We start from the raw sequence: 23,926 nt of genomic DNA, 5'->3' as shown, positions 1-23,926 counted from the left end.
ATCCCCCCGTTTTAAAACTCTTACAATCTGATTTTATTTTAATCTTCATCCTTTACATCTAGGTCTTCAGGAATTGGTTCGTTATAGTAATCAGCAATCATTTTTTTTGCTTTTTCCATTTGTTCTAAATGATTATTAAATTGCTCTTTGTAGATTAAATATTGTTCACCATCATGGACTGCTCTTATTTTTCGTTCTTGAATTAATTGGTGAATATAAGATTCATCAAGATCCAAGTATTCCGCTGTTTCTTTAATTGTTATATACATTTTGTTCTCCTTACCTAATCATTCTTACTTTTCATTGAAAATGTTCTTTTGTTTGTTATTCTTTACAATTACCTAAAACTCTGTTGGTGTGCCCTGATGAAAATACATTTTCCATTGACCGTCTTTAAACTTCCAAATTGAACTACGTAAGGAATGTCGTTTTTTTATTTCATTAAATATTCGGTAAGTAACAAGTGTAATTTCATCTGATAATGGATGAATTTCAAAATCACTTAATGTCATTTTTACGATTCCAATGCCATTTTCTAATTGATCATTTTTATATAAAACTCTACCTGAACTTCCGAATTCAAAAAATTCATCGGCTAGTAGATTTTTTAGTTCATTTTGTGAGGTGCGAATTTCTGGTTTAAGTAATTTTTCTTCTAACATACAAAGATGCTCTTTTAAAAAATCTAAGCTTTCCATCATTCGTTCACCTTCTTCGTTTTATTTAGATTGATATTGAATTAGTAAGCTTTACCCCAATAGACCATTACATCCGTTTTCTTTCCACAGCATACACATGTATCAGCAAGTTGTTCTTGTTCAAAAGGAATACATCTTGAAGTTAAGCCAGCTTCTTCTTTTATTTGTTCTTCACAAGCTAGATCCTGACACCACATTGCTTTAATGAAGCCTTGTTTTTCATCACTAATTTGCTTCAGCTCTACCATTGAAGTAGCTTCATATGTTTTTTCTGTACGATTGTTTAATGCTTTTTCGTAAAGAGCTGTTTGGATTTCTTCAAGTAATTTTGTAATATTTTCTTCTAAAGCGTCTAATGAAACAATCGTTTTTTCTCGCGTGTCACGTCTTACTAAAACTGCTTGATTCTTTTCGATATCTTTTGGCCCAATTTCAACACGAACTGGAATTCCTTTCATTTCATATTCGTTAAATTTCCAGCCTGGCATTTTGTCAGAAGTATCAATTTTTACTCGAGCAATCTTTGAAATACGGTTTTTTAATTCAGTTGCTTTTTCAATAACGCCTTCTTTATGTTGAGCAATTGGAATAACCATTACTTGAGTTGGAGCTACTTTTGGAGGTAATACTAATCCGCTGTTATCACCGTGAACCATAATTAAAGCCCCGATTACTCTTGTTGTCATACCCCAAGAAGTTTGGTGAACATATTGTCTTTTAGAGTTTTTATCTGTGTATTGAATATCAAATGCTTTTGCAAATCCATCTCCAAAGTTATGAGATGTACCACTTTGTAATGCTTTCCCATCGTGCATTAAGCTTTCAATTGTGTAAGTAGCTTTTGCACCTGCGAATTTTTCTTTTTCTGTTTTTTGCCCTTTAATAACAGGAATTGCTAAGAAGTCTTCTAAGAAATTAGCATAAACATTTAGCATTTGAATTGTTTCAGCTTGTGCTTCTTCAGCGGTTGCATGTGCTGTATGACCTTCTTGCCATAAGAATTCAGTCGTTCTTAAAAATGGTCTTGTTGTTTTTTCCCATCGAACAACTGAGCACCATTGATTATATAATTTTGGTAAGTCATTATAGCTTTCAACTGTTTTTGAAAAATGCTCACAAAATAGTGTTTCTGATGTAGGACGAACTGCTAATGGTTCAGCTAATTCATCATGCCCACCATGCGTTACCCAAGCGACTTCAGGAGCAAAGCCTTCTACATGATCAGCTTCTTTTTGTAATAAAGATTTAGGGATAAATAATGGCATATATACATTTTCATGATCTGTTTGTTTAAATTGAAAATCTAATTCTTTTTGGATATTTTCCCATAGTGCATAACCATAAGGTCTTAAAATCATACAACCTTTAACACTTGAGTAATCGACTAATTCTGCTTTTTTTACGATATCTGTGTACCATTGTGCAAAATCAACATCCATATCTGTAATTGCTTCAACAAATTTTTTTGTAGTCATTTTCTCTACTCCTAATCATTTTTTAGAAAATAAAAAAACGCGCGAGAATAATCTCCAAAGGGACCATTCTCGGCGTTACCACCCTAATTACTATATAGAAAATACGAAATAAGCGGATGAAAAACAAAAAACGCCATGAATGATCAAAAGGGACCATTCATGGCGTTACCACCCTACTTATTATGTAAAAGCTCTACATAATCTCTTAACATCTTTAACGGGAAAACCGCTGTAGCCTACTTTATTTCGGTACAGAGACTCCAAGGCTGGTTCAGTTTACTCACTTTAGGAATTTGCACCAACCATTCCCTCTCTAAAAAGCTTATAAACTTACTATTCCTTTTCTAAGTCGTTTATTAATTTAAAGTTATAATACGTGAACAAATTGTATCTGTCAATGTGTATTATACCCATTTTTTTAAAATTTCTTACATTTCTTACTATATTGCCTCATTTTTTACTTCTTTTGTTCGTTTCTTTGGTAAAGGTACTTCAGATAGCAGCATGCCACCTACAATAAAAGTCCCACCAATAATTGTTTGGATCGATAATGTTTCATTTGCAAATAGTACTGCTGTAAATGCCGCAAAAACAGGCTCAAAAATAAAAATTAATGCTGCTTTCGTTGAAGAAATATGTTGTTGAGCAAACATTTGAACCCAAAACGCAATACTCGTACAGAATACTGCAGTCACAATTACAGCAAAAATGAATGTCGGGTTGACCCAAAGTTCTTTCGAAAATGAAACGGAAGTATCTTCAAAAATTAGAGAGAAAATCGTACTACTAATGCCTACTGTTGCTAGTTGAATCGTTGTAAAGGTGATTGGATCCATTTGCTTTGTATACTTTCCTGATAAAATAATATGGAATGCAAATGCAACTGACCCAATAAGTGTAAGTACATCTCCAAGATTTACAGAAAATGAATCACCTAAAGTTAAGAAACTTAGTCCCAGTAATGCAATTAAACATGCGATTACGGTAGACCAGTTGGATCGTTCTTTATAGACTAAATATAAAAGAACAGGTACTAATACAACACATAGACCAGTAATAAAACCTGATTTTGATGAAGTTGTATACTTTAATCCAAATGTTTGAAGTAAATACCCTAAAAACAACATGAATCCAATTCCACTAGTAATAACGATTTGTTTAACTGTTAATTTAGTTTTTTGCTTTCTTTTAATTAAAAATGGCAAAAGGACTAAAGTTGCCAGGATAAATCGAAATGCGTTAAATGCAAACGGTTCAACGTATGCAATCGCATTTTGGACTACTACAAATGTTGTGCCCCAAAGTAATGTTACGATTATTAATGAGATGGTAGCTATTTTATCTATTCTCAGGTCTCTCATCCCCTTTCCATATAGTTGGTCCCATAAAATTGCAAGTAAAGAAAACTCGTTGATTGACGTGCCTAATTGACGTTGAAATCACTTCATTTCTGCCAATTTATTCCCACTTAACGAAAAAAAGATGTGAAATTACCACATCCAAGTACTTTAATTTTTATTGGTTCCACATTAAATTATATCTTTATTTTATCATAGTGTGTAATGAATTTGTCTCATAACTGTAAAATTTCTCTATCTTATGATAGTTTTTATGGAAATTTTGCCCAAAACTTGATTAGTTCATGATTGACTCAACGAATCCTCATCCATATACTTAAATACAGAAAAATAGGAAAAGGTGATTGGATGGATTTTGAAATTACATATTTATCGTTTTATGTTGTTACTGTAGAAGGTAAAGGTGAACAATCCGATAAACGATATAAACATTTCCAAACATTAGATGAATCAATGTTTGAAGAAAGCGCATTGAAAGGCTTTTTAGAAGGTGAACTTGAACGAATTGTCAATCGAAAAGTTGAAAAACATCCAAAATCTGATTCTGTACCTACAAAATTAGGTCATTTTATCGTCGAAGAAGGCCACTCTTTAGACTCAAATCCAAATTATAATTTATTCCAGCGAATAAGAGATGCTAAATCAATTGAAGATTTTAAAGCAGAAAATGAAACGTTAGTCATAAATTACATTGATACAAGCGCAGTTCGCGGTGGAGCATTTTTAGTTATTCAAGCGAAACTAAGAAAATATTTTGATGATCCATTCTTATTTGTACTAAAATGCGATTTTGAACCAAAAGTAGCCTCCATTTCAGATGAATCTACTCTCATTAAAACTGTTGAAATGGCAATTACAACGAAAAATATGAAATCGATCCAATACCCCTATATGGAAGAATTAGGGATGATCTCAGAAAGTGAATTAAAAATCCATCAAGCATCTCACGCAAGATATTTTGAAGACTTTTTAAAATTTGTTTCCTATTCTGAATCAATGCCTGAAATTGTAAAATCTCAAGTAATGGAAATGGTTTATGACAAAATTGAAGACGTTTTTGAAGAGGAAAGTGTTGAAAGACAACAATTTGATGCAGCAATGGAAGTATGGGCAGCAAGTCCTAAACGTGAAATTCAAGAGCATTTTACACCCAATGAAGTAATCGAAGCAGCGGCACAGATTGTGGAACATACACCAGAAATTGAATTATCATTTAAAGCGGATCACTTTTCTGTAAAAGGGTTACTAGCTGATTTCGGTGATAACCTCCATATTGCAAAAGTAAACGGTCGATATGTCGTGATTTTAGAAGCTGATACATTGCAATTTGAAAAGGGATTTTCACCAATTGAGTTTTTAAAGCCGGACGAGTTGGATGATGTAATTGACCGAATTGGCCAAAAAGTAAATATTCCAGGATATTGAACAATCGAATAACTCAAATAAAATATCTTTAATATAATAAAAACGAAAAGACAGTTCGCTTACTAGCTTCCTGTCTTTTCGATTTCAACTAAATTGCTATAGAGAGTCTACACCTAAGTGAACACCTTAGAATTTTAATAAAAAACATTCAGGACTTTTATCAAATATAATCACTTCTTAAGCTTCATATATATGTTTTAATACCGAGTTTAATTTTAGATTAGCTTTTTTAACTGATAACCTAAATAAATAAGAAAATAATTTAAATATACAATATCCAATTAATGTTCCTGCAAAATTAAATATGACATCATTTAAATCAACAACTCTATCAGAGAAACCATTAAGTAGTGCAATAATTTTACCCGCTTCACCTAAACCAATTACTATAATTTATCTAAGTACACCGGTCTATAAACGCTTCCCCTTCCTACTTTCGTCTTTTAATCTGTTTTCTTAGATTTTTTAGTTTTCTATCTTAATATAATATATGTTAACCGGATAAAATATTTAGTTGACATATATTTTAAGTTTCATTAATATGATAATAGTTATCAGAAAATTGACAGTAGGAGAATTAAAATGAAAATCAAAGAAATTACATTTGTCGCAATGTTTGCAGCAGTTATGGGTGTCCTTGGACAAGTTCCTCCGATTATGTTATCCTTTACACCAGTTCCAATTACTTTACAAACACTTGGTGTTCTTCTAACTGGTGGTGTTTTAGGTGCAAGATTAGGTGCATTAAGCCAAACCATCTTTTTATTACTAGTTGCAGTTGGAATGCCGCTTCTATCTGGTGGTCGTGGTGGTTTTAGTGTATTTGCAGGACCAAGTGTTGGTTATTTAATTTCATGGCCTATTACGGCTTTTGTAATTGGGTATTTATTAGCTCGTTTTAAAACGTTAAAATTAAAACAAGTCTTATTGATTAACTTGACTGTTGGAATTCTATTAATCTACTTAATCGGTATCCCAATTCAAGCATTTATGATGGGAATTCCAGTTATGACAGCTGTTAAATTAAGTTTAGTATATATTCCAGGTGATGTATTAAAAGCGATTCTTGCCTCAATTTTAGTATTCAAACTAAGACAGCAACCAGTTTTTTCAAGCTCATTGACAAAAAACTATTCTAAACAATCAACAGAAAATATGTAAATTTTTGAGACACTCTTGTTGTGTCTCTTTTTTATAGAGGTGATTTAAATGGCAAATATTACAGAAACCTATCAGAAAAACGCTATATTGTCGCCTGACAAAATCGCGATACATACGAGTAATCAACAAATCAATTATAAAGAATGGCATCAATTAATTAATCAAACGGCTAATTGGCTACACTCTTATCAATCAAATTCGAAAACAATTGGTATTCTTTTACCGAATAGCATCTCCTTCTTGCAGATGTTTACAGGAGCGTCTAAAGCGGGTTGGATTGCCGTTCCGTATGATATGAAATGGAATCTAGCGGATTTGGAAAAAAGGGTAAAGCTTTCGAATCCTTCTATTATTGTTACAACAAAAGAGATGTACAATAAGATTCATTCGATCCTTCCAAATGTGAAGATTATAGATGATATCTTTCAAGAAATAGGTCAATTTGATTCCTTATCTACAATTGAAATAAATGAGAACCTACCTTTCTATGTCGGATTTACCTCAGGTACAACCGGGAGCCCGAAAGCATTTATCCGTTCTCAAGATTCATGGGTTGCTAGCTTTGATTGCAATCGCTTTGACTTTGGATTAGATGAAACGGATCAAACTCTTATACCTGGAGCTTTAATCCATTCTCATTTTTTATATGGTGCAATTAGTACCTTATATTTAGGTGGAACAGTTATCCTTTTAGAAAAGTTTTCTCCTTTAAATGTAATATCACGAATTAATTCTTTTCCTATTACGACTATTTATGTAGTTCCGACAATGATCGAAGCATTAATAAAAGAAGGTATTCAAGTCGATCGAGCGATGAAAATACTTTCGTCTGGTGCAAAGTGGACCGAAAAATCTAAAATTGAATTTCGTCATTTGTTTCCTGCTATGACGATCTACGAATTTTTTGGAGCTAGTGAATTAAGTTTCATTACTGTATTGTCGGATCGAGATGGTGTCGATAAGGCAAAAACGGTTGGAAAGCCTTGTTATGGTGTGGTGTTACAAATTCGTCGACCAGACCAAGAGTTAGCTAAACCGAATGAAACTGGAAAAATATATGTGAAAAGTAAGTATTTAATAAATGGATACTTTGAAGAAAATGAAAGAACCATTTATTCAATTCAAGATGATGATGGCTGGGCTACAGTTCATGATATGGGCTTTATTGATGAAGACGGTTTTTTAACAATAAACGGACGTGAAAAAAATATGATTTTATACGGAGGTATTAATATATTTCCTGAAGAAATCGAAAAAGTTATATCTCTTCATCCGGATGTTGAGGAAGTTGCAGTCGTTGGTCTTTCAAACCCTTATTGGGGTCAGATTGTTGCTGCAGTGATCAAAGGCAAATCTAATTCTTTTGAGTTAAAAAGATTTTGTAAAACACACTTATCAGCTTATAAAATACCTCGTAAATGGTTTTTTCAAAATGAAATGCCGTATACGACTAGCGGAAAGATTGCACGCGCAGAGCTAATTAAACAAATCGAAATGCAGGTGACTAACAATTAAAAGAGCTGTTATTGTCAAAGCAAAGCGAACACCTATTGGAAAAAAAGGTGGAATTTTACGAGATTTTCAACCACATGAACTTGCTTCCCCATTGCTCAAGTATTTGGCAGATGGGTTAGATGAAAAGATTGATGACATTATTTTAGGAAATGTTGTTGGCCCAGGGGGAAATGTCGCTCGTGTTTCTGCATTGGAAGCGGATCTTTTTCTTACAGTCCCAGGAATCACAATTGATCGTCAATGTAGTGCAGGATTAGAAGCGATTCGAATGGCATGTTACTTAGTCCAAGGTGGTGCTGGAACTTGCTATCTTGCTGGAGGAGTTGAAAGTACTAGTACCTCCCCATTTCCTGCTAGAGCAAGATTTTCACCTGACAAAATTGGTGATCCTGATATGGGGATTGCAGCGGAAAATGTAGCTGAAAAATACAGTATTTCAAAAGAAGCTCAAGATCAATATGCATTATTAAGTTATACACGAAGCTGGGAATCTCATCAAAACGGACACTTCAATCAAGAGATTATTCCAGTTGGTGATTTCGACCATGATGAAGTATTTCTCAAAAAAAGAAAGATGGAAGAACTTTTAAAAAGAGCAAAACCTGTTTTTAAAAAGAACGGTACAGTCACAGCTGCAAATAGTTGTGGCATTCATGATGGGGCCTCCGCTGTTCTAATTATGGAAGAAAATGTAGCGATAAAAAACGGTTTAAAACCAGTTTTACGTTTTGTGGATAGTCAAGTTTCTGGTGTTCATCCTAATTATCCAGGTACAGCACCGATTCCTGCTATTCAAGATTTGTTAAGTAGAAACAATTTAACAGTGGCTGATATAGAACTTTTTGAAATAAATGAGGCTTTTTCTTCAAAAGTACTAGCCTGTTCTAATGAACTTTCCATCCCTACTTCCAAGTTAAATAGTTGTGGAGGAGCATTAATGATTGGCCATCCATATGGGGCTTCCGGAAGCATCATGGTCACAAGACTCTTTTATGAAGTACAAAGAAGAAAAAATTTAGATTCAAATTATGTAGTCGCTGCAATTGGAAGTGGTGGTGGAATCGGATTAGCTGTCTTATTCGAAATCGTAAAACAAAATTAAACAATCATGAAGTAGTAAGAAGTATAAAGAGAGGTAAACATATGAAAGTAATCGGTTCAATCGATCTATATACACGTTGTAAACATTACCATACAGCAAGAGATATCATTGCTATCAAATTCAAGTGCTGCAATACATACTATGGTTGTTATTATTGCCATGAGGAAAGCGCAAATCATGAGCCAAAAGTCTGGGGTAAAGATGAATGGCAAACAAAAGCAATTCTTTGTGGTAACTGTCATGAGGAATTAACAATTCAAGAATATCAAGAATGTAACTACAAATGTCCTAAATGTGAATCTGATTTTAATCCAGGCTGTAAAAACCATTACCATTTGTATTTTGAGTGATTTAATCAAGAAAACCAAAGTTGGATCCTCTGTAATATAAGAACAATAAAAAAGGATGCCAGTCGGCCTCCTTTTTATATTGAATATTATTAATCTGTTACGATTGTGTTTGAAGAGCAACTCTTAAACCCAACCCTATATAAACTAAGCCAATCGCTTTCCCCATCCATTTTGGACCTTTTGTTTTTTTACTAAAGATCTTTTTACCGATTACACTTGATAAAAGCACTAGTAAAGTTGTGTACAAAATACTAAGTAATACAAATGTCAAACCAAGGGTTAACAGTTGAATGAACACCGGATGTCCATTATGTTGAACAAATTGTGGTAAAAGGGCTAAGAAAAATAGTGCAGTTTTAGGGTTTAATACTTCGATCAGCACTGCTTGACGAAAGGAAAGTTTACTATTTACTTCTTTTTGTTCAGTTGTTTTTTTACTGTTTTTTGATTTTTTAATAATAGCAGTGATTCCTAAATAAAATAAATAAGCTGCACCTAAATATTTAACGATTTCAAAAGCAAATGCAGAAGTCATTAAAATTGCAGAAAGTCCAAATACGGATGCACATGTATGAATTAGATCACCGACAGCAATCCCAACGCCTGTTAAGATGCCATTCCATTTCCCACCTTTCATTGTTTGGGATAATGTTAAAAGTACAGCTGGTCCTGGTATTAAAAATAGCATTAATACAACTAAAATAAATGAAAGCATGATGATCATCTCCTCTCTTTACTTTTTATTTAGACTATTATACAGTATATTTTTGCAGAAATTGCCTAAATTGTTATTTATTTCAATAAAAATAAGCCGCTTTCCACAATTGGAAAAACGACTTATTCATTCTACATTTATAATATTTCAATATAGCCTTCTGTTCCATGAACACGAATTCTTTGCCCGTCTTTTATGAGTTTGGTAGCATTCTCTACACCGACAACTGCAGGTAAACCATATTCTCTTGCGATGACCGCACCGTGTGTCATCAGTCCACCAACTTCAGTGACCAGTCCTTTTATTGCAACAAATAAAGGTGTCCAGCTTGGGTCAGTGAATGATGTAACTAATATGTCACCCTCTTCTAGGTTTGCATCTTCAATATTTAAAATAACACGTGCTCTTCCTTCGATTACTCCTGAAGAAACAGCTAAACCTAAAATCGCTTCTGCTGGAAGATTTTCACGTTTATATTCACCTACAATGATTTCACCATCAGATGTTAAAACTCGTGGAGGTGTTAGTTTAGTATATAATTTGTACTCGTCTTTTCGTTTATTAATGATTTGATAATCTAGTTTATTTGTACGAACGACTTCGTGAAGTTCTTCAAATGTGAGATAAAATAGATCTTCAACTTCAGAAATGACATTATTTTTAACTAGTTGTTCAGCTTCTTTCAATAAAGCTAGCTTATACACAAAATAGCGACTAATCATTCCATACTTTGGATATTCACGATATCCAATGAAATTCCTGATTAGACTAATAACTTCCTTTATCTCCTCGGCTTTTTGTTTACCATCCGGTAATAGCAGCAATCGTTCTACAAGCTCTTTTTCTTTTTGCATTGCTTTTTCTAGGCCTTGATCAAATTTCCGTCTACTTTCATGCGGCTCAAAGTTTTTAATGTTACTAAGAATCATGGGGACAAGTGTAGATGGTTTTTCGCTCCAACGTGTTCTAGTCAGATCAATTTCACCAGTACATCTCATTCCGTATTTTCTCAGATAATCATCAATTGCATTTTTAGTTTCTTGTCCACCCTCAAATTTAATTACTTCATCCAAAAAGTTATCATCTTTTACATGTTGCAAATAATCGATTACTTCTGGATAAGGACGAATTACATCTGCGACATCCATTAGTGCTAGACCCATTTCTGAAGTAATGTTATTCGGTACAGATTGCGAAATCGTATCTCCTACATTCTTTTCATCTAACCATTCGTATATTTTTTCATTAATCCATTCTGTCGCATTCATAGCGGACATAAACACTGCGGAACTTCGCGGGTCAAATAATAACTCTCTTAATTTCTGAAGATCTTCTATAATAAAATCCATTAAATCTGATCCTGATTTCATTTGAATGTTTTGTTTTAATTCTTCGATTGATGTTTCGTTTTTCTTAATCAATTCAGTTACAATTGTTGGATCGTTTTCGATTAGTGCTTTAAAACTGGACGACGAATGTTCTTGAACATTTTTAGTGGGGGTTGGTGCTTTATTCTCAGTTGATGATTCTAGATAATCTTCTCCTGCTACAACCTTTAATAGAGCGTCTTTTAAGAGCGGGTCTGATTTTCCTATTGCCTCTATAAACATATTTCTTCTGTCACGTGAAGCAAGATGTTGTGAGATATCTACAAATAATCTACCTCCTGCTTTACGCATAGGTGCCCTAGAGGTTAACATCCAAAACGACAATCCCAATGGTTTGATTGGATCGGTCATCATTTGTTGATGGCCAACAGATAGATAGACGTGTTTTTCTTGATCATCTACATCGGGAATCGGAAAGAGAGTTGTGATTGGACGACTTTGGACAATATAAAATGTATCGCCTACTAAACACCATTCGATATCTTGTGGACAACCAAAATAAGCTTCAATTTGTCTACCAATTTGTGCTAGTTGTAAAATTTGTTGATCAGTAAGTGTTTGAGTGATTTGTTTTTGTGAATCAATCTGCTGTGACTCTGTTCCGCCTTCTCTTCGACCATAAATAGCCAATTTTTTCGTTGCGATTCTCTTATCGATGATTTTATTATCTTGTACCTTATAACAATCGGCCGATACTAAACCAGAAACTAAAGCTTCTCCAAGTCCAAAACTTGCATCAATTGATACTACCTTTCGATTAGAAGTAATGGGATCAGCAGTAAATAAAATCCCTGAAGCCTGAGGGAAAACCATTTTTTGAATAACAACGGATAGATAAACTTGATTGTGGTCAAATTCATTTTGCATACGGTAGATTACCGCACGATCCGTAAATAAAGAAGCCCAACATCTACTAATATGTTGTAAGATATTTTCTTTACCAATAATATTTAAATACGTGTCTTGTTGGCCAGCAAAAGAGGCATGTGGCAAATCTTCAGCAGTTGCACTAGAACGGACAGCGTATGCAAGTTCCTCGCCGAATTTGGAGAGATAGGTAGAAACTGCATTAACAACATCTGAAGGGATTGCTACTTCTAAAATAAGGTCTCGAATCTTACTGCAAATCTTACTAATTTGATCTCGATCCTTTACATTTAGCAGTGTTAGTTGATCCAATAAAGCATGATAGGATTGATTTTGCTCGATAGCTTTTTGAAATGCCTCTGTTGTAATACAAAATCCTTCCGGTACTTTTATATCTTGAATTTTTGATAATTTACCTAAATTTAATCCTTTTCCGCCAACGAGAAAAAGTTGGTTTTTATTAATCTCTTGGAAATCGAGAACTAAAGAATTCATTCCACATCTCTCCTAACCTTTAATGTCTATTGATTTTATCAGTTGAAAATAAGAAGATAAAGTCTATTTTAGCCATTTTTTTTATGGTATAATTAAAGTAGGAAGAGTATGTAAGAAAATCAAACAATTAAAAATCTATTCAACACTATATAGAATGAAAAAAGCACAGAAATTAATCTGTGCTTTTTTTCTATTCAATAGATGCGATTGGTTTTTTACCAAACTGTTTATTGTACAATTCTTTATATAATCCATTTTGCATTAACAATTCTTCATGTTTGCCTTCCTCAACAATTTGACCATCATTTAACACAATGATGTGATCCGCGGCCATAATGGTTGAAAGTCGGTGAGCAATAACAATGGACGTTTTATTTTTTAATAATCCTTGTATTGCACTTTGAATATAAAACTCAGATAAAGTATCTAATGAAGAAGTTGCTTCATCAAGAATAATGATTTCAGGATTTTTCAATAATACCCGAGCGATTGATATTCTTTGTTTTTCTCCTCCTGAAAGTTTGATCCCTCGATTTCCGACAATTGTCTCATAACCATTTGGTAAGTCCATTATGAAATCATGAATATATGCTGCCTTACAAGCATTGGTAATTTCTTCGTCTGATGCTTCAGGGCTTGCATATAATAAATTTTCTTTTATCGTTCCATTAAATAAATAGCTATCCTGTGTAACAAGTCCAATATGTGACCGTAATGATTCTAACGTGAATTCTCTAATATCTCGACCGCCTATTTTGATTGAACCTGATGTAAAATCATACAAACGAGGAATTAAATTGGTAATTGTTGTTTTACCAGCTCCACTAGGTCCAACTAATGCAGTCATTGTACCGGATGGAGCAATAAAGGAAATATTTTGCAAAGCGGTTTTATCTTTCTGATAAGAAAATGATACATCGTTAAATTCAATATCTAAATGAGTAACATTCATTTCAGTCGCATCATCACGATCTTTAATCGTTAATTTCATATCAAAATATTCAAAAATACGTTCGAATAAAGCGATCGAACTTGTAATATTTACATAAAGATTTGTTAATTGTCCAACTGGCCCGTATAAACGACCAAGTAAAGCAACAAAGCTAATAATAGCCCCAATTGTTATCTGACCGTGAATAAATAAATATCCACCATATAAATAGATGAGCATTGGGCCGATGCTAGTAAAGGTTGATAAAATCATCATAAACCAGCGGCCTGCCATAGATTCCTTTATTTTAAGATTAGTAGCCTGTACATTAATCTCATCAAAATTTTTAAATTCCTTTTGTTCTTTTGTAAAAAGCTTCATTAATAAATAACCACTAATATTTAATGTTTCTTGTATAATATGATTTTGCTCACTTGTTTTTTCCTGTGTCTGTTTTGCAATACTCCAACGAACACTTCCCATTTTACGAGTCGGTAGAATAAATAATGGTACAATGATTAATCCTAGTATTCCAAGCCTCCAGTTCACTATTAACAATGTGGTAGCCGTAGAAATAAGAATGAATAGATTATTAGCGAAACTCACAATCGTACTATCAAAAACAGCTTTAACACCAGAAATATCAGCCGTCATTCGGGTGATCACTTCACCTTGCTTAACGTTCGAATAAAATTGGTATGGCATTTGTTGTAAATGAAGATACATTTGGTTTCGCATATCGTAAATAATTTTTTGGGCAACATATGCATTTAAATAATTTTGCCAAACACCCAATAACTCTGAAATAATCGTAGTACTAAGTGAGGCAAGCACGAGATAGATTAGGAGACTTAAATCTTTATTTGGTAAGGCTGTATCAACAATATGTTGAATGATGATAGGCGGTAAAATGCCTAGTACTGAAGTAACTAATAAAATAAGCACGACAAGTGTTGTTTGCTTCCAATACGGAATAAAATATTTTGCAATTCTAAGTAGTATTGCCTTTGTTATATTTGGTTTTTGTGCGTTTTTATCATATTTCATTCGCCCAAAACCATGGGGACCCATCGGAGGTCCACCACCCCATCCTGACATAATTAAACGTCCTCCTTATTTTGAACAATTAGTTTGTTCATTTGATAAATCAGTTAAAATTTTTTTTTGCATGTCTATAAGTATATTAAGCTCATCCTGTGAAAATTGTTCCAGTGAATTTGCTAAACTCTTATATGCTTCTGATTCTTCTCGGTAGCGTTGACATAATTCTTCACCATCGGGAGTTAAAAATAATTGAGTTTCGCGGCGATCAATAGCTGACGTTTCTCTTTTTACATAATTTTTCTTCTCTAACTCATCAATACTAAGACTCACTCTGCTTTTAGCAGTCCTAATTCGTTCAGTTAGTTCCTTTTGTGATAAACCTTCATTATTTCGAATTGAATTGAGGATAATTAACTGTTGGAAGGTTATCCCAAGTTTAGTTGCAGTTTGTAAGTTTATTCTTTTTAGTTGACGCGCAATTGAAACAAACGAATTTGTTAAATCGATTGCTTGTTGAAAATCTGGCATCATTTCACCCCTTACATTAGTTTACTTTATAAACTGTTTACATTGTAAACTAATAATAAAACTTTATTGTTCATTTGTACAATTAAAAATTATTAATAAATAGACAATAGGATATTTTCTACAGCATTTCTTAAATTATTCAGTGATTTGGTTGATCTTAAATTGTGAAGTGTATTCAAAAGTGATTTGTGAAATAATTGTAGGTAAAGATCGTCAGAATGAATGGAGGTACATTAAGGATGGCAGATAACACACCAATTAATGATTCAGTAAAGATGCACTTTTTGCTAAAATCTATTCCCCCAAGAATAACCTTTCAACAGGACATGACAGATGAAGAACGGAATATTATGGGAAAACATATTGCTTATTGGACAGAAAAACAAAACCAGGGAATTGTTCTAGTGTTTGGACCGGTTCGAAATCCTTCTTCACCTCATGGCATTGCAATAATTGAAGTTGAAAATGAAGCCCAAGTCCCAAAACTTATCAAAGAAGATCCAGCCGTGATAACTGGAATCATGTCTACGGAATATTATCCGATGCATGCAGTACTCCCTAAACAAAATACATGATGTAATTGTTGAAAAAATTGAACGAAATTAAAAAAAGCAAACGGATCAGTGGTCAACTGTCCATTTGCTTTTTTTATTTCATTTATTGATTACATACTCTATATAATTTTAGTCACTCAATTAAGTAAGTATACTTAAAAAAGACCTGCTTCTTTTGCTACCTCAAAACTAACTCTTGTAAATTCAACTGGATCCAAATTAACATTCTCCCAATGCATATACATTAAACGTGGTTTATCAAAAAGCCAATGATTATGAACTGCTGTCACGATAATTCCTCTTTTTCGTAATGCGTCATTAATGGGTTAATCTCTTTCTGACGGACAACAGATTCGCCAAGGTTTAAACCATTATCTTCAAAAGATAACATGTAAGGAAGTGCTAATGGAGAACGAGTCCTACGACCTAAAATAGTCGCATTTATATTACGAAGACGCATAATTAAACATACAGATGTAGCTTTAACAACTTCTCCTTCAAGATATCCGCAAGTCTTTGACAAGTTGACATATTCATAACTCTCTTCATTCTTTTTATTTTTTACTCAGTATCTTATGAAGAAAATGAAGAACGGGCGACTATCTTAATCCTTAACTAACCATCGTAAATAGCTCCTAATATCCAAAGATTTCTAATTAAAAATTAAAGAAAATCCTTTAATTTCCAATTAAATAAGTGAAAAGTCCTATTTTTTTAGTAAGAGAATTTGATTATCTTACATTAAATTGTTATTATATAAACATTAAATGTGTTCAAGCACATAAGGAGGAAATAAAAAATGGAACATGGTAAAGTAAAATGGTTTAATGTAGAAAAAGGTTTTGGATTCATCGAGCGTGAAAATGGTGATGATGTATTCGTTCACTTCTCAGCAATTCAATCTGAAGGATTCAAATCATTAGATGAAGGTCAAGCAGTTACATTTGATGTAGAACAAGGACAACGCGGACCACAAGCTACTAACGTTAAAAAAGCATAATTAAAAAAGTCGGATTCTATTTATAGAATCTGACTTTTTTTATAATAAAAATACCCCCCTATTCATTGATTAGGGGGGGTTAACCGTGGAGCTCGGGTAAAGAAATGGTTTAAAGTATTATAGCCTATAAAAAATGAATACACAACATTCATTTTATACCTTCATTAAGTTAATTTTACTCACAATACTATGTGTATTTGTATATTGAAAGTATATGAGAATTATTAACGTTATACTCTGAAGATAAAATAATCATCCTACAATTAATTTGTAATTTAATTCAATTTACAGGACAATACCTCTTCTGTGTCGAATTATATGATTTAGAAGGGAGATGTGAAAATGAGTAAGGAAAATCTATTAAAGAACCTTCGACTTGCAACAAGAGGAAATTTCTTTATATTCGACATTAAAAATTCATTGGAAAATGATACAAATATGATTGAAAAACTAGCTAAGGAACTAGAACTAGATGGATTAATCAAACTAAAAGAGTGCACACAGTTAGAAGATTCACTCTTTTTAAGCGGAATACTTAAGTATGCATCCAAATAAATTGGATGCTTTTTTGTTGATGAACAAGTTGAAAATGAAATAGATACTCGTTTTCACTTATTCAATAAATAATGGTTTAATTTTTATTAACAACATTATTTTCAAAATGGAGTTTAAAAGTAGGAACACTAGCATAAATTGACGGGGCTAATGTTTTATATAAGGGGTATCGTTTCATACACGATTTGAAAATTTGAAATTCTGTAATCTTCCTTTGTAAGTTGAAATAAAGATTTTTTACCCGAATAATAGTTCTTTGGCTTGACTTTCTGAAATCCCTTTAACTAATTCAAGTTCGCTTATAAAAATTTTACTTGCGTTACCTAACATCTGTTTTTCACTTGAATTAAGAGATTTTTCTTTATCTATACGCATTAAATCACGTACTACTTCTGCGCCTTCTTCAATATTACCTGTTTTCATTTTCTCAGTATTTAGCTTAAATCTTTGTTTGTATGATAGAGAACGATCAGATTCTCCATTATGAAAATTTATTAATATATTGTCGAGTGTATTTGAATCAACGACCATTCGAATTTTTGAATTACTCATTTTTGAAATTGGAATCATTACTTCCATCTTTTTAATTAGTAATCTTATAATAAAATACTGCTGTATTTCACCTTGAACTTCTTTTTCTTGAATGGATTCGATCACACCTGCTCCTTGCATTGGATAAAAGATGCTATCACCAACTTCAAACATTATCTACACCCCCATTTAATTATGAACCTATATAAGCATAACATTTATTATTTTTTTGTCAAAATAAATATTTTACCAATAATAAATTAGTCATGTCAATAAGCAAATGAATTTTTTAGTTAGTGTTTTTATTTTTAAAATTAATGACTAAGAATTAAGTAAAAATTAATCATAAAAAATATGTAATTTCACCAATATTTAGGTGAATTTGATTATCTTTGCATTTAATGTTAAGATTGAATTATTACATTGTGTGAAAGCGCACTAGGAGGAAACAAAAATGGAACAAGGTAAAGTAAAATGGTTTAATGCAGAAAAAGGTTTTGGATTCATCGAGCGTGAAAATGGTGATGATGTATTCGTTCACTTCTCAGCAATTCAAACTGACGGATTTAAATCATTAGATGAAGGTCAAGCAGTTACATTTGATGTAGAACAAGGACAACGCGGACCACAAGCAACTAACGTTAAAAAAGCATAATTAAAAAAATTAAAAGTCGGATTCTACTAGTAGAATTTGACTTTTTTTATTTATATCTAATAAAAATAAAAACCCCCTATTCATTTAAGAATAGGGGGAAATTTAAACGTGGAGCTCGGGTAAAGAAATGGTTTAAAGTATTATAGCCTATAAAAAATGTATATACAAATTTTTACTAAAAGAAAATTGTTAGTAAACTAATAAGATTATTCGGATTATTCATTTTTTGAATCATTTTCTAATATCTTCCTGTATTCTAACATGATATTGAGAGTAACAAGCATTTGATCATATTCATTTCTCATTCGTTCGATTTCAGTTATTTTTTGAGATATCCATTCAATTACCTGTTGATTAGATCGTGTATTTTTATCTTTGTCCTCTAAGATTTCTTTTAATTCTATTAAAGAACATCCTATGCCCTGGAATTTTTTGATGAGTTTCAGACGTTCAACCGCTTCTTCTGAATAATTACGATAGTTATTTTCCTCTCTTGAACGTGACGACTGTCACCCAAGGTCAAGCGAAAAGAGTTTGAAAATTCATACCAATAGCTGATGATTAATAATGTACTTACTTAGTTCACACATGAAAATGCCTATCTGATAATATAGATAGGCATTCTTATTTAGGGATGATTATTTCATTTAAAGGTATAAAAAATTAAATCTAGCATTTGGTAATACTAAATTGGTCCTTACTTTTCCATTAGTTTATCTTCCCTTTTATCTACTAATAGATCCTCAAACGATAATTGTTCTACTTCTTTTGTTTCGTTTGATTGAGTTACAGGTATTGCAAAATTAATTTGCCATTCACCCACGTGATTAATAATTGTTCCTTGTATTTCCTTCTTCATTGTTAATTTTCCTTTGCGATCATTTTATAATCAATTTTTTTAGACATATTTTTATACTAAATTATAAAATAAATAAGATTGAATTTAAACTTTTATTCTCTATTTGTCGTTAACTAACATTAGTTTAACAACACTTTTATACTCTTTTTTCTTAAATAATAATATTTTTAAATATACTATTAGTACTGGATTTCACATTTTTGTTTAGTGTGGATTTCATTTTTCCTTTAATTCAGTAACAAAATTGGTTTACACGATCAATGTGTAAACCAATTTTCATTAAACGGTCAATTAGGTATTTCCATATCCATCTCCAAATTATTTTGTTTCACAATCGGTTTCGCAGCTTTTGAAAGCAGCCCGGAGATCGTTACAGCAATAAGTACGAAAATTAAAGCGCGAAGTAACCCTATATGTTCACCGATAATTCCTAAAAATGGTGGTCCTACTAGGAATGCTAGGTAACCAGCCGTTGATACTACACTTACTCTTGCAGCTACTCTATGAGGATCGTCTCCTGCAGCGGACAGTCCAACTGGAAAACCAAATGCTGCTCCAAGGCCCCAAAGAACAATACCAATCGTTGCTACCTCGAAACTGTGGCTCATTATAACAATAATCAGTCCTACAACAGCCAAAATTGCTGATGCACGCAAAATAATAACTCGACCGAAACGGTCTAATATTTTATCACCTATTGCACGGCCAAAAGTCATTGAACCGACAAAAATGCCATATGCAATGGAGCCCATAGCTGGCGTAACATTGTAGCCATCAACCATAATAAGGGGTAGCCAGTCATTAGCAGAGCCTTCAACGAAAGCCATTCCAAGTACAATGATACCAATCATTACTGTACGTCGCTCTTTCCATACAGACATATTTTCCTTCGTTCTGTTTACCTTAACAGCGTCACCAGCAACTTCTTTACCTGTGTTGGCAGGTATGAAACGGTATAAATATAAAACAGTCACAACAATAACTAAGGCTGTCAGTGACAAGTGAATAGGTACAGAGATTCCTGACTTAGTCATTGTCGAACCAACTAATGCTCCAAGAAGCGTACCCAAACTGAACGCAGCATGAAAACCGGTTAAGAGAGACTTTTTAGCAGCTTTCTCAACTGCGGTTCCTTCAACATTCATCGCTACATCGCAGATTCCTTGGCCGAAACCAAAAATGATAAGCCCTAAAAATACCATAATATTATTTGTTAGCCATGAACCACTGATTCCAACTATTAAAAGTCCAATAGAAACTACAGAAAGCCCAAAAACCATAACAAATCGTCCGCCCCTTTGAGCAATAAGCATACTGGCACTTATCAGTCCGATTATCGATCCTACGGAAAGCCCAAATATGATTACACCCATCTCTGCTGTTGTTGAACCAAGAGCATCCCTAATTGCAGGAGTGCGAGATACCCATGATGCGAATGCAAATCCAGTCAGTGCAAAAATGAAATAAATGGCGATTCTCCATAATTGAATTTGGCGACTATTTAAAGAAATATCCATACTTAACCTCCTAGTTATAGTGTTACAAAACTTTTTAAACGCATTTAAAAAGTGTGAAAAAAGCAAACTTATTTAACTTATTTAAAAAGTAAAAATTCAAATACTTATTTAATATCTTTAATAAGTATAAGTTAAGCAGTCAACTCGATAACATTTCCTTCAGGATCTTTTATAACACTCTCATAGTACCCATCACCAGTCATACGAGGACCATTAATAAGAGGATAACCGCTATTTTTAAATTTGGCACTCATCTGATTGACGGCATCTTCACTTCCCAAGGAGATTGCAATATGAGCCCAACCAATTTGAGCATCGGTATTCGTCTTAACAATACCCTCTTTACGCATAATCTCTAACCGTGCGCCAGATTCAAAAGTAAGAAAATAAGATTCAAATTTCTTTTCACAGTTATGATATTTATTGTTAGACTTACAATTAAAAAAAGTTTCGTAAAACTCCCTCATCCCTTCCAAATCCTTAACCCAAATAGCAACATGTTCAATTTTCATTTTTTTACCACTACTCCCCGATATTATTTTTTTCTGAATTTTAGTATTAAATAGGGTCATCACCTTAAATAACTATTTTTTCATTATTCAATCGATCATAAGTTTAAGACAAAGACTTTGTAATCCCAATAAGTAATCTTGTTTCCAATCACTCGTCGTAAGTACAGGAAGATGTTCAGCCGGAATATATTTTGAGCTAGTCATTCTAATTTTATCTAATATTACGTTTTCAACTTCATCCTTACAAAAAATGATAATATGAGGGTTAATAATTGCTACGAATGAGGCCATTAGCCTACTGATTGCATCAATTTCATAATCCTCACTTATGTTTAGGCTTTTAAGTCCTTTTCCATTTACTAACGCCTGCCCGAAATTTCTGTCATCATACTGAGGTACAAATGAAACCTCACCTGAGAAAAAAGTACTACCCCTAACAACATCACCGTTTACCATAATTCCTGCTCCTGGACCGTTTTGTCCTGAATACAAATAAACAAGAGATTGTTTTTCTTTTATCCCTCTATTATTGTGAAAACCTAAAACAGCTGCATTCATATCGTTCTCAACTATGACAGGGATCGAAAAATGTTCTTCATAATATTCTTTTAAATTAATGTTTTGAAACTGTTCATATCCTGGTATATAAAACATTTTTCCATTATCAACCGCTGCAGGAACCCCAATCGACATTGAACTGATTTTAGGATATTTACTTATTAAACTTTCAATGGTAGTCGTTAAAAAATGTAAACTATTATCTATTAATGCACTGGACACTTTGCCTTGTTCCTTTATTTCACCGACACAATTAAAAATTTTATAATTCGTTTCTGTTTTTTCTAAAAAAATTACCAGCCCTAACATATGTTCAGGATTGTAAGAATATCTTTTTGCTCTTCTTCCACCACTAGAGTTATCTAATCCAACTAAAAGAACTTCTCCTTCTTTTTCCATTTCTGTTAGAAACTTACTAATTGTTGGAAAACTAATTTCTAGCCTTTGACTTAATTCAACTTTAGTTGCACTTCCTAGTTTTAAAAGTGTTGTACGAATACCACGAAGAACCATTTTCCTCATCGAGCTTGGAGTTGCTAAAAATTCATTCACTAAATTCACCGCCTTAAAAAACTTATTAAACGACTTTAATAAGTTAATGACCTTAATTTACCATATACTTTTTATTTACACAAATGAAATTAAATTTATATAGAGATTTATAGATTTATATTTTTAAGTAGTACAAATGTTAATAATATATCGCTTACCAAACCTTTTTATCACAGTTTTGACTGTATAGAATGTCCTTTAATAAAAATGCTGTCTTGTATCTTTTTAGGATTATGAACTTCTTTTTCCCTACATAAATTTGTATTACATATTGCTCTTCTGCCACTCAATAATCATTGTAGCTAACTAAGTCCTTGATTAAACTCCAATATTACATACTGTTAAAGTCTTCTCGATATGCTTCCATATTTTTCTATTATTCGTTCGTTATATCATAAAAACCACATGCTTTGACATTTGGTTCAAAAGTTTACAACTATGTTAGAAAAATCTGTGGAAATACATTTGATATCTCAATTTGGTTAACCTAAATATATCAATTTGTTAATATTTTTCTTATAAGATGAGGTTATTAATAGATTTTTTATCTCTGATTTGATTTTTATTATAGTTTTCATTTCTAATATTTGTATAGTTTCTATTAATTAAGAACTTCTTTATAGTAACGAATTTAAATAAATACTTAAGTAATAAGAAAGGAAAAATACTTTGTCCATACTCCTTACATTATATAGACATTTATATATTTAAAATCATTGAAAAAGTAAAATTATGACATATAAGTGAAACGGAATGGAAATGATAGTATTTTAACTCTAAAAGAATATGATTTAATTGTTAGCTAGTAAAATTCAATAACAACATTGTAAATTTGAGGTATTTTTAAATGAATTTAAAGTATTCTTTGTCCATTGCTTTTTTAATAAGTCTTTTGTCACTTTTTGGTTTCGGACTCATGGCATTACTAGTAAGCAATCATAGTATATATCATTTTGATAGTACAGTTATTAACTTTATACAAGGACTTGAATCACCGGCCATAACATCTTTTATGAAAATAATAACTTTTTTAGGTTCAAGCGTATTTATTATTTTACTTTCTATTAGTATTCTATATTTTCTTTATAAAGTTTTAAATCACCGTTCTGAGTTAATATTATTTGTTGCTGCTCTTATTGGCTCAAATATTCTATGTGTTTTATTAAAACTCTTTTTTCATAGGGCCAGACCTGATTTACACCGTTTAATTGAAATAAGTGGATATAGTTTTCCGAGTGGGCATGCAACTAACGCAATGACAGTTTATGGAATCTTAACATTTATATTGTGGAGAAATATTCGTACAAAATCTGGGCGTTCTCTATTGATAATAACAAGTTTAATAATGATTCTTTTAATTGGCATAAGTAGAATTTATTTAGGTGTTCATTTTCCAAGCGATGTAATTGCTGGTTACTTTACTGGAGGATTTTGGATTAGTACTGCAATCTGGTATTATCAGCGTTATAAAGAAAGGCAATATGAACGAAAACAATGCGCTTGAAGGTTTTCTTACTAATTGTAAAAAAAGGAATTTTAAATTTGTACGGATTGATGAGGGAATCCTTTCATGATCAAAAA

24 protein-coding genes, 1 pseudogene and 1 other annotated feature are annotated in these 23,926 nt (G+C 32.4%); of the genes and pseudogenes, 10 read left to right on the top strand and 15 right to left on the bottom strand.

Annotated elements, in window-relative coordinates:
• Window positions 1-38: 38 nt before the first annotated feature.
• The 4 genes from V5E38_RS09035 to V5E38_RS09020 form a co-directional block, all read right to left on the bottom strand.
• Window positions 39-269: a MerR family transcriptional regulator gene (locus tag V5E38_RS09035; protein ID WP_499213006.1), complete on the bottom strand. Its 231-nt coding sequence runs from the start codon at window positions 267-269 to the stop codon at window positions 39-41.
• Between the two features lie 72 nt (window positions 270-341).
• The gene (locus V5E38_RS09030) at window positions 342-698 is read right to left on the bottom strand and encodes a nuclear transport factor 2 family protein (RefSeq protein WP_499213550.1); all 357 of its coding nucleotides are present in this window, start codon (window positions 696-698) and stop codon (window positions 342-344) included.
• Window positions 699-739: 41 nt separating this feature from the next.
• Window positions 740-2,173: a proline--tRNA ligase gene (gene proS, locus V5E38_RS09025; RefSeq protein WP_499213005.1), complete on the bottom strand. Its 1,434-nt coding sequence runs from the start codon at window positions 2,171-2,173 to the stop codon at window positions 740-742.
• A 145-nt stretch (window positions 2,174-2,318) separates the two neighbouring features.
• Window positions 2,319-2,529 (bottom strand) — a binding site (T-box leader).
• Window positions 2,530-2,613: 84 nt separating this feature from the next.
• A complete protein-coding gene (locus V5E38_RS09020; RefSeq protein WP_387329482.1) occupies window positions 2,614-3,534 on the bottom strand; it encodes a DMT family transporter in 921 nt (306 codons plus the stop codon).
• Window positions 3,535-3,879: 345 nt separating this feature from the next.
• On the opposite strand from V5E38_RS09020, the gene V5E38_RS09015 reads away from it, so the two are divergent.
• The 5 genes from V5E38_RS09015 to V5E38_RS08995 all read left to right on the top strand — a co-directional run bounded on the left by V5E38_RS09015 (window position 3,880) and on the right by V5E38_RS08995 (window position 9,084).
• Entirely contained in the window at window positions 3,880-4,956 is a 1,077-nt protein-coding gene (locus tag V5E38_RS09015; RefSeq protein WP_097977319.1) for a DUF3900 domain-containing protein, read from the top strand.
• A 582-nt stretch (window positions 4,957-5,538) separates the two neighbouring features.
• Window positions 5,539-6,117, top strand: coding sequence for a biotin transporter BioY (locus V5E38_RS09010; protein ID WP_499213004.1), 579 nt, complete (start codon window positions 5,539-5,541; stop codon window positions 6,115-6,117).
• A 48-nt stretch (window positions 6,118-6,165) separates the two neighbouring features.
• The gene (locus V5E38_RS09005; protein WP_499213003.1) at window positions 6,166-7,632 is read left to right on the top strand and encodes an AMP-binding protein; all 1,467 of its coding nucleotides are present in this window, start codon (window positions 6,166-6,168) and stop codon (window positions 7,630-7,632) included.
• The gene (locus V5E38_RS09000; protein ID WP_499213549.1) at window positions 7,628-8,734 is read left to right on the top strand and encodes an acetyl-CoA C-acyltransferase; all 1,107 of its coding nucleotides are present in this window, start codon (window positions 7,628-7,630) and stop codon (window positions 8,732-8,734) included. The genes V5E38_RS09005 and V5E38_RS09000 overlap by 5 nt, the downstream gene beginning before the upstream one ends.
• 41 nt (window positions 8,735-8,775) lie before the next feature.
• Window positions 8,776-9,084, top strand: coding sequence for a CHY zinc finger protein (locus V5E38_RS08995; protein ID WP_499213002.1), 309 nt, complete (start codon window positions 8,776-8,778; stop codon window positions 9,082-9,084).
• 97 nt (window positions 9,085-9,181) lie between these two features.
• Here V5E38_RS08995 and V5E38_RS08990 read toward each other — a convergent pair whose 3' ends face one another.
• The 4 genes from V5E38_RS08990 to V5E38_RS08975 form a co-directional block, all read right to left on the bottom strand.
• Entirely contained in the window at window positions 9,182-9,799 is a 618-nt protein-coding gene (locus V5E38_RS08990) for a LysE family translocator (protein ID WP_097977333.1), read from the bottom strand.
• A 137-nt stretch (window positions 9,800-9,936) separates the two neighbouring features.
• Entirely contained in the window at window positions 9,937-12,549 is a 2,613-nt protein-coding gene (ppsA, locus tag V5E38_RS08985; protein WP_499213001.1) for a phosphoenolpyruvate synthase, read from the bottom strand.
• A 190-nt stretch (window positions 12,550-12,739) separates the two neighbouring features.
• The gene (locus V5E38_RS08980; protein WP_499213000.1) at window positions 12,740-14,578 is read right to left on the bottom strand and encodes an ABC transporter ATP-binding protein; all 1,839 of its coding nucleotides are present in this window, start codon (window positions 14,576-14,578) and stop codon (window positions 12,740-12,742) included.
• 15 nt (window positions 14,579-14,593) lie between these two features.
• Entirely contained in the window at window positions 14,594-15,052 is a 459-nt protein-coding gene (locus tag V5E38_RS08975; RefSeq protein WP_176522588.1) for a MarR family winged helix-turn-helix transcriptional regulator, read from the bottom strand.
• A gap of 239 nt (window positions 15,053-15,291) precedes the next feature.
• Between V5E38_RS08975 and V5E38_RS08970 the strand changes: the two genes are divergently transcribed.
• Complete coding sequence (locus V5E38_RS08970; RefSeq protein ID WP_499212999.1) at window positions 15,292-15,627, top strand: YciI family protein; 336 nt, start codon at window positions 15,292-15,294, stop codon at window positions 15,625-15,627.
• A gap of 134 nt (window positions 15,628-15,761) precedes the next feature.
• Here V5E38_RS08970 and V5E38_RS08965 read toward each other — a convergent pair.
• A pseudogene (locus V5E38_RS08965) lies at window positions 15,762-16,066 on the bottom strand (DUF1259 domain-containing protein).
• A gap of 339 nt (window positions 16,067-16,405) precedes the next feature.
• Here V5E38_RS08965 and V5E38_RS08960 point away from each other — a divergent pair.
• Window positions 16,406-16,606, top strand: coding sequence for a cold-shock protein (locus V5E38_RS08960; protein ID WP_499212998.1), 201 nt, complete (start codon window positions 16,406-16,408; stop codon window positions 16,604-16,606).
• A 342-nt stretch (window positions 16,607-16,948) separates the two neighbouring features.
• The gene (locus tag V5E38_RS08955) at window positions 16,949-17,161 is read left to right on the top strand and encodes a hypothetical protein (protein WP_097977342.1); all 213 of its coding nucleotides are present in this window, start codon (window positions 16,949-16,951) and stop codon (window positions 17,159-17,161) included.
• A gap of 237 nt (window positions 17,162-17,398) precedes the next feature.
• On the opposite strand, the gene V5E38_RS08950 is transcribed toward V5E38_RS08955, so the two are convergent.
• On the bottom strand, window positions 17,399-17,866 hold the full coding sequence (locus tag V5E38_RS08950; protein WP_499212997.1) for a CarD family transcriptional regulator: 468 nt from the start codon (window positions 17,864-17,866) through the stop codon (window positions 17,399-17,401).
• A 280-nt stretch (window positions 17,867-18,146) separates the two neighbouring features.
• Here V5E38_RS08950 and V5E38_RS08945 point away from each other — a divergent pair, with 280 nt between their 5' ends.
• Window positions 18,147-18,347, top strand: a complete 201-nt coding sequence (locus V5E38_RS08945) for a cold-shock protein (protein ID WP_025568369.1) — start codon at window positions 18,147-18,149, stop codon at window positions 18,345-18,347.
• A gap of 215 nt (window positions 18,348-18,562) precedes the next feature.
• Here the strand turns inward: V5E38_RS08945 and V5E38_RS08940 are convergent, their stop codons facing one another.
• The 5 genes from V5E38_RS08940 to V5E38_RS08920 all read right to left on the bottom strand — a co-directional run bounded on the left by V5E38_RS08940 (window position 18,563) and on the right by V5E38_RS08920 (window position 22,315).
• Window positions 18,563-18,793 carry a MerR family DNA-binding protein gene (locus tag V5E38_RS08940; RefSeq protein WP_499213548.1) on the bottom strand — a complete coding sequence of 77 codons (231 nt, stop codon included), beginning with the start codon at window positions 18,791-18,793 and terminating at the stop codon, window positions 18,563-18,565.
• Between the two features lie 251 nt (window positions 18,794-19,044).
• Entirely contained in the window at window positions 19,045-19,206 is a 162-nt protein-coding gene (locus V5E38_RS08935) for a hypothetical protein (protein ID WP_499212996.1), read from the bottom strand.
• 287 nt (window positions 19,207-19,493) lie between these two features.
• A complete protein-coding gene (locus tag V5E38_RS08930; protein ID WP_499212995.1) occupies window positions 19,494-20,723 on the bottom strand; it encodes an MFS transporter in 1,230 nt (409 codons plus the stop codon).
• A 131-nt stretch (window positions 20,724-20,854) separates the two neighbouring features.
• Window positions 20,855-21,235, bottom strand: coding sequence for a VOC family protein (locus tag V5E38_RS08925; protein WP_499212994.1), 381 nt, complete (start codon window positions 21,233-21,235; stop codon window positions 20,855-20,857).
• Window positions 21,236-21,322: 87 nt separating this feature from the next.
• Window positions 21,323-22,315 (bottom strand): ROK family transcriptional regulator, encoded by a 993-nt coding sequence (locus V5E38_RS08920; protein ID WP_499213547.1) that lies wholly within the window; start codon window positions 22,313-22,315, stop codon window positions 21,323-21,325.
• Between the two features lie 877 nt (window positions 22,316-23,192).
• Between V5E38_RS08920 and V5E38_RS08915 the strand changes: the two genes are divergently transcribed.
• Entirely contained in the window at window positions 23,193-23,849 is a 657-nt protein-coding gene (locus V5E38_RS08915; protein WP_499212993.1) for a phosphatase PAP2 family protein, read from the top strand.
• The last annotated feature ends 77 nt before the right edge of the window (window positions 23,850-23,926 follow it).

This window comes from Rossellomorea sp. GAMAL-10_SWC, assembly GCF_049568075.1.
Lineage (GTDB): Bacteria > Bacillota > Bacilli > Bacillales > Bacillaceae_G > Gottfriedia.
The sequence above is the reverse complement of the archived record's forward strand: the minus strand, read 5'-3'. Positions and strand labels throughout refer to the sequence as shown.

Bases quoted from the DNA above. Each gene is read 5' to 3' on its own strand.
- V5E38_RS09020 (WP_387329482.1), bottom strand. From the start codon at position 3,534: ATGAGAGACCTGAGAATAGATAAAATAGCTACCATCTCATTAATAATC.
- V5E38_RS09005 (WP_499213003.1), top strand. From the start codon at position 6,166: ATGGCAAATATTACAGAAACCTATCAGAAAAACGCTATATTGTCGCCT.
- V5E38_RS09015 (WP_097977319.1), top strand. From the start codon at position 3,880: ATGGATTTTGAAATTACATATTTATCGTTTTATGTTGTTACTGTAGAA.
- ppsA (WP_499213001.1), bottom strand. From the start codon at position 12,549: ATGAATTCTTTAGTTCTCGATTTCCAAGAGATTAATAAAAACCAACTT.
- V5E38_RS09010 (WP_499213004.1), top strand. From the start codon at position 5,539: ATGAAAATCAAAGAAATTACATTTGTCGCAATGTTTGCAGCAGTTATG.
- V5E38_RS08930 (WP_499212995.1), bottom strand. From the start codon at position 20,723: ATGGATATTTCTTTAAATAGTCGCCAAATTCAATTATGGAGAATCGCC.
- V5E38_RS09030 (WP_499213550.1), bottom strand. From the start codon at position 698: ATGGAAAGCTTAGATTTTTTAAAAGAGCATCTTTGTATGTTAGAAGAA.
- V5E38_RS08975 (WP_176522588.1), bottom strand. From the start codon at position 15,052: ATGCCAGATTTTCAACAAGCAATCGATTTAACAAATTCGTTTGTTTCA.
- V5E38_RS09035 (WP_499213006.1), bottom strand. From the start codon at position 269: ATGTATATAACAATTAAAGAAACAGCGGAATACTTGGATCTTGATGAA.
- V5E38_RS08990 (WP_097977333.1), bottom strand. From the start codon at position 9,799: ATGCTTTCATTTATTTTAGTTGTATTAATGCTATTTTTAATACCAGGA.
- V5E38_RS08915 (WP_499212993.1), top strand. From the start codon at position 23,193: ATGAATTTAAAGTATTCTTTGTCCATTGCTTTTTTAATAAGTCTTTTG.
- V5E38_RS08995 (WP_499213002.1), top strand. From the start codon at position 8,776: ATGAAAGTAATCGGTTCAATCGATCTATATACACGTTGTAAACATTAC.
- V5E38_RS08970 (WP_499212999.1), top strand. From the start codon at position 15,292: ATGGCAGATAACACACCAATTAATGATTCAGTAAAGATGCACTTTTTG.
- V5E38_RS08960 (WP_499212998.1), top strand. From the start codon at position 16,406: ATGGAACATGGTAAAGTAAAATGGTTTAATGTAGAAAAAGGTTTTGGA.
- V5E38_RS08920 (WP_499213547.1), bottom strand. From the start codon at position 22,315: ATGAGGAAAATGGTTCTTCGTGGTATTCGTACAACACTTTTAAAACTA.
- V5E38_RS08945 (WP_025568369.1), top strand. From the start codon at position 18,147: ATGGAACAAGGTAAAGTAAAATGGTTTAATGCAGAAAAAGGTTTTGGA.
- V5E38_RS08955 (WP_097977342.1), top strand. From the start codon at position 16,949: ATGAGTAAGGAAAATCTATTAAAGAACCTTCGACTTGCAACAAGAGGA.
- proS (WP_499213005.1), bottom strand. From the start codon at position 2,173: ATGACTACAAAAAAATTTGTTGAAGCAATTACAGATATGGATGTTGAT.
- V5E38_RS08950 (WP_499212997.1), bottom strand. From the start codon at position 17,866: ATGTTTGAAGTTGGTGATAGCATCTTTTATCCAATGCAAGGAGCAGGT.
- V5E38_RS08925 (WP_499212994.1), bottom strand. From the start codon at position 21,235: ATGAAAATTGAACATGTTGCTATTTGGGTTAAGGATTTGGAAGGGATG.
- V5E38_RS08935 (WP_499212996.1), bottom strand. From the start codon at position 19,206: ATGAAGAAGGAAATACAAGGAACAATTATTAATCACGTGGGTGAATGG.
- V5E38_RS08980 (WP_499213000.1), bottom strand. From the start codon at position 14,578: ATGTCAGGATGGGGTGGTGGACCTCCGATGGGTCCCCATGGTTTTGGG.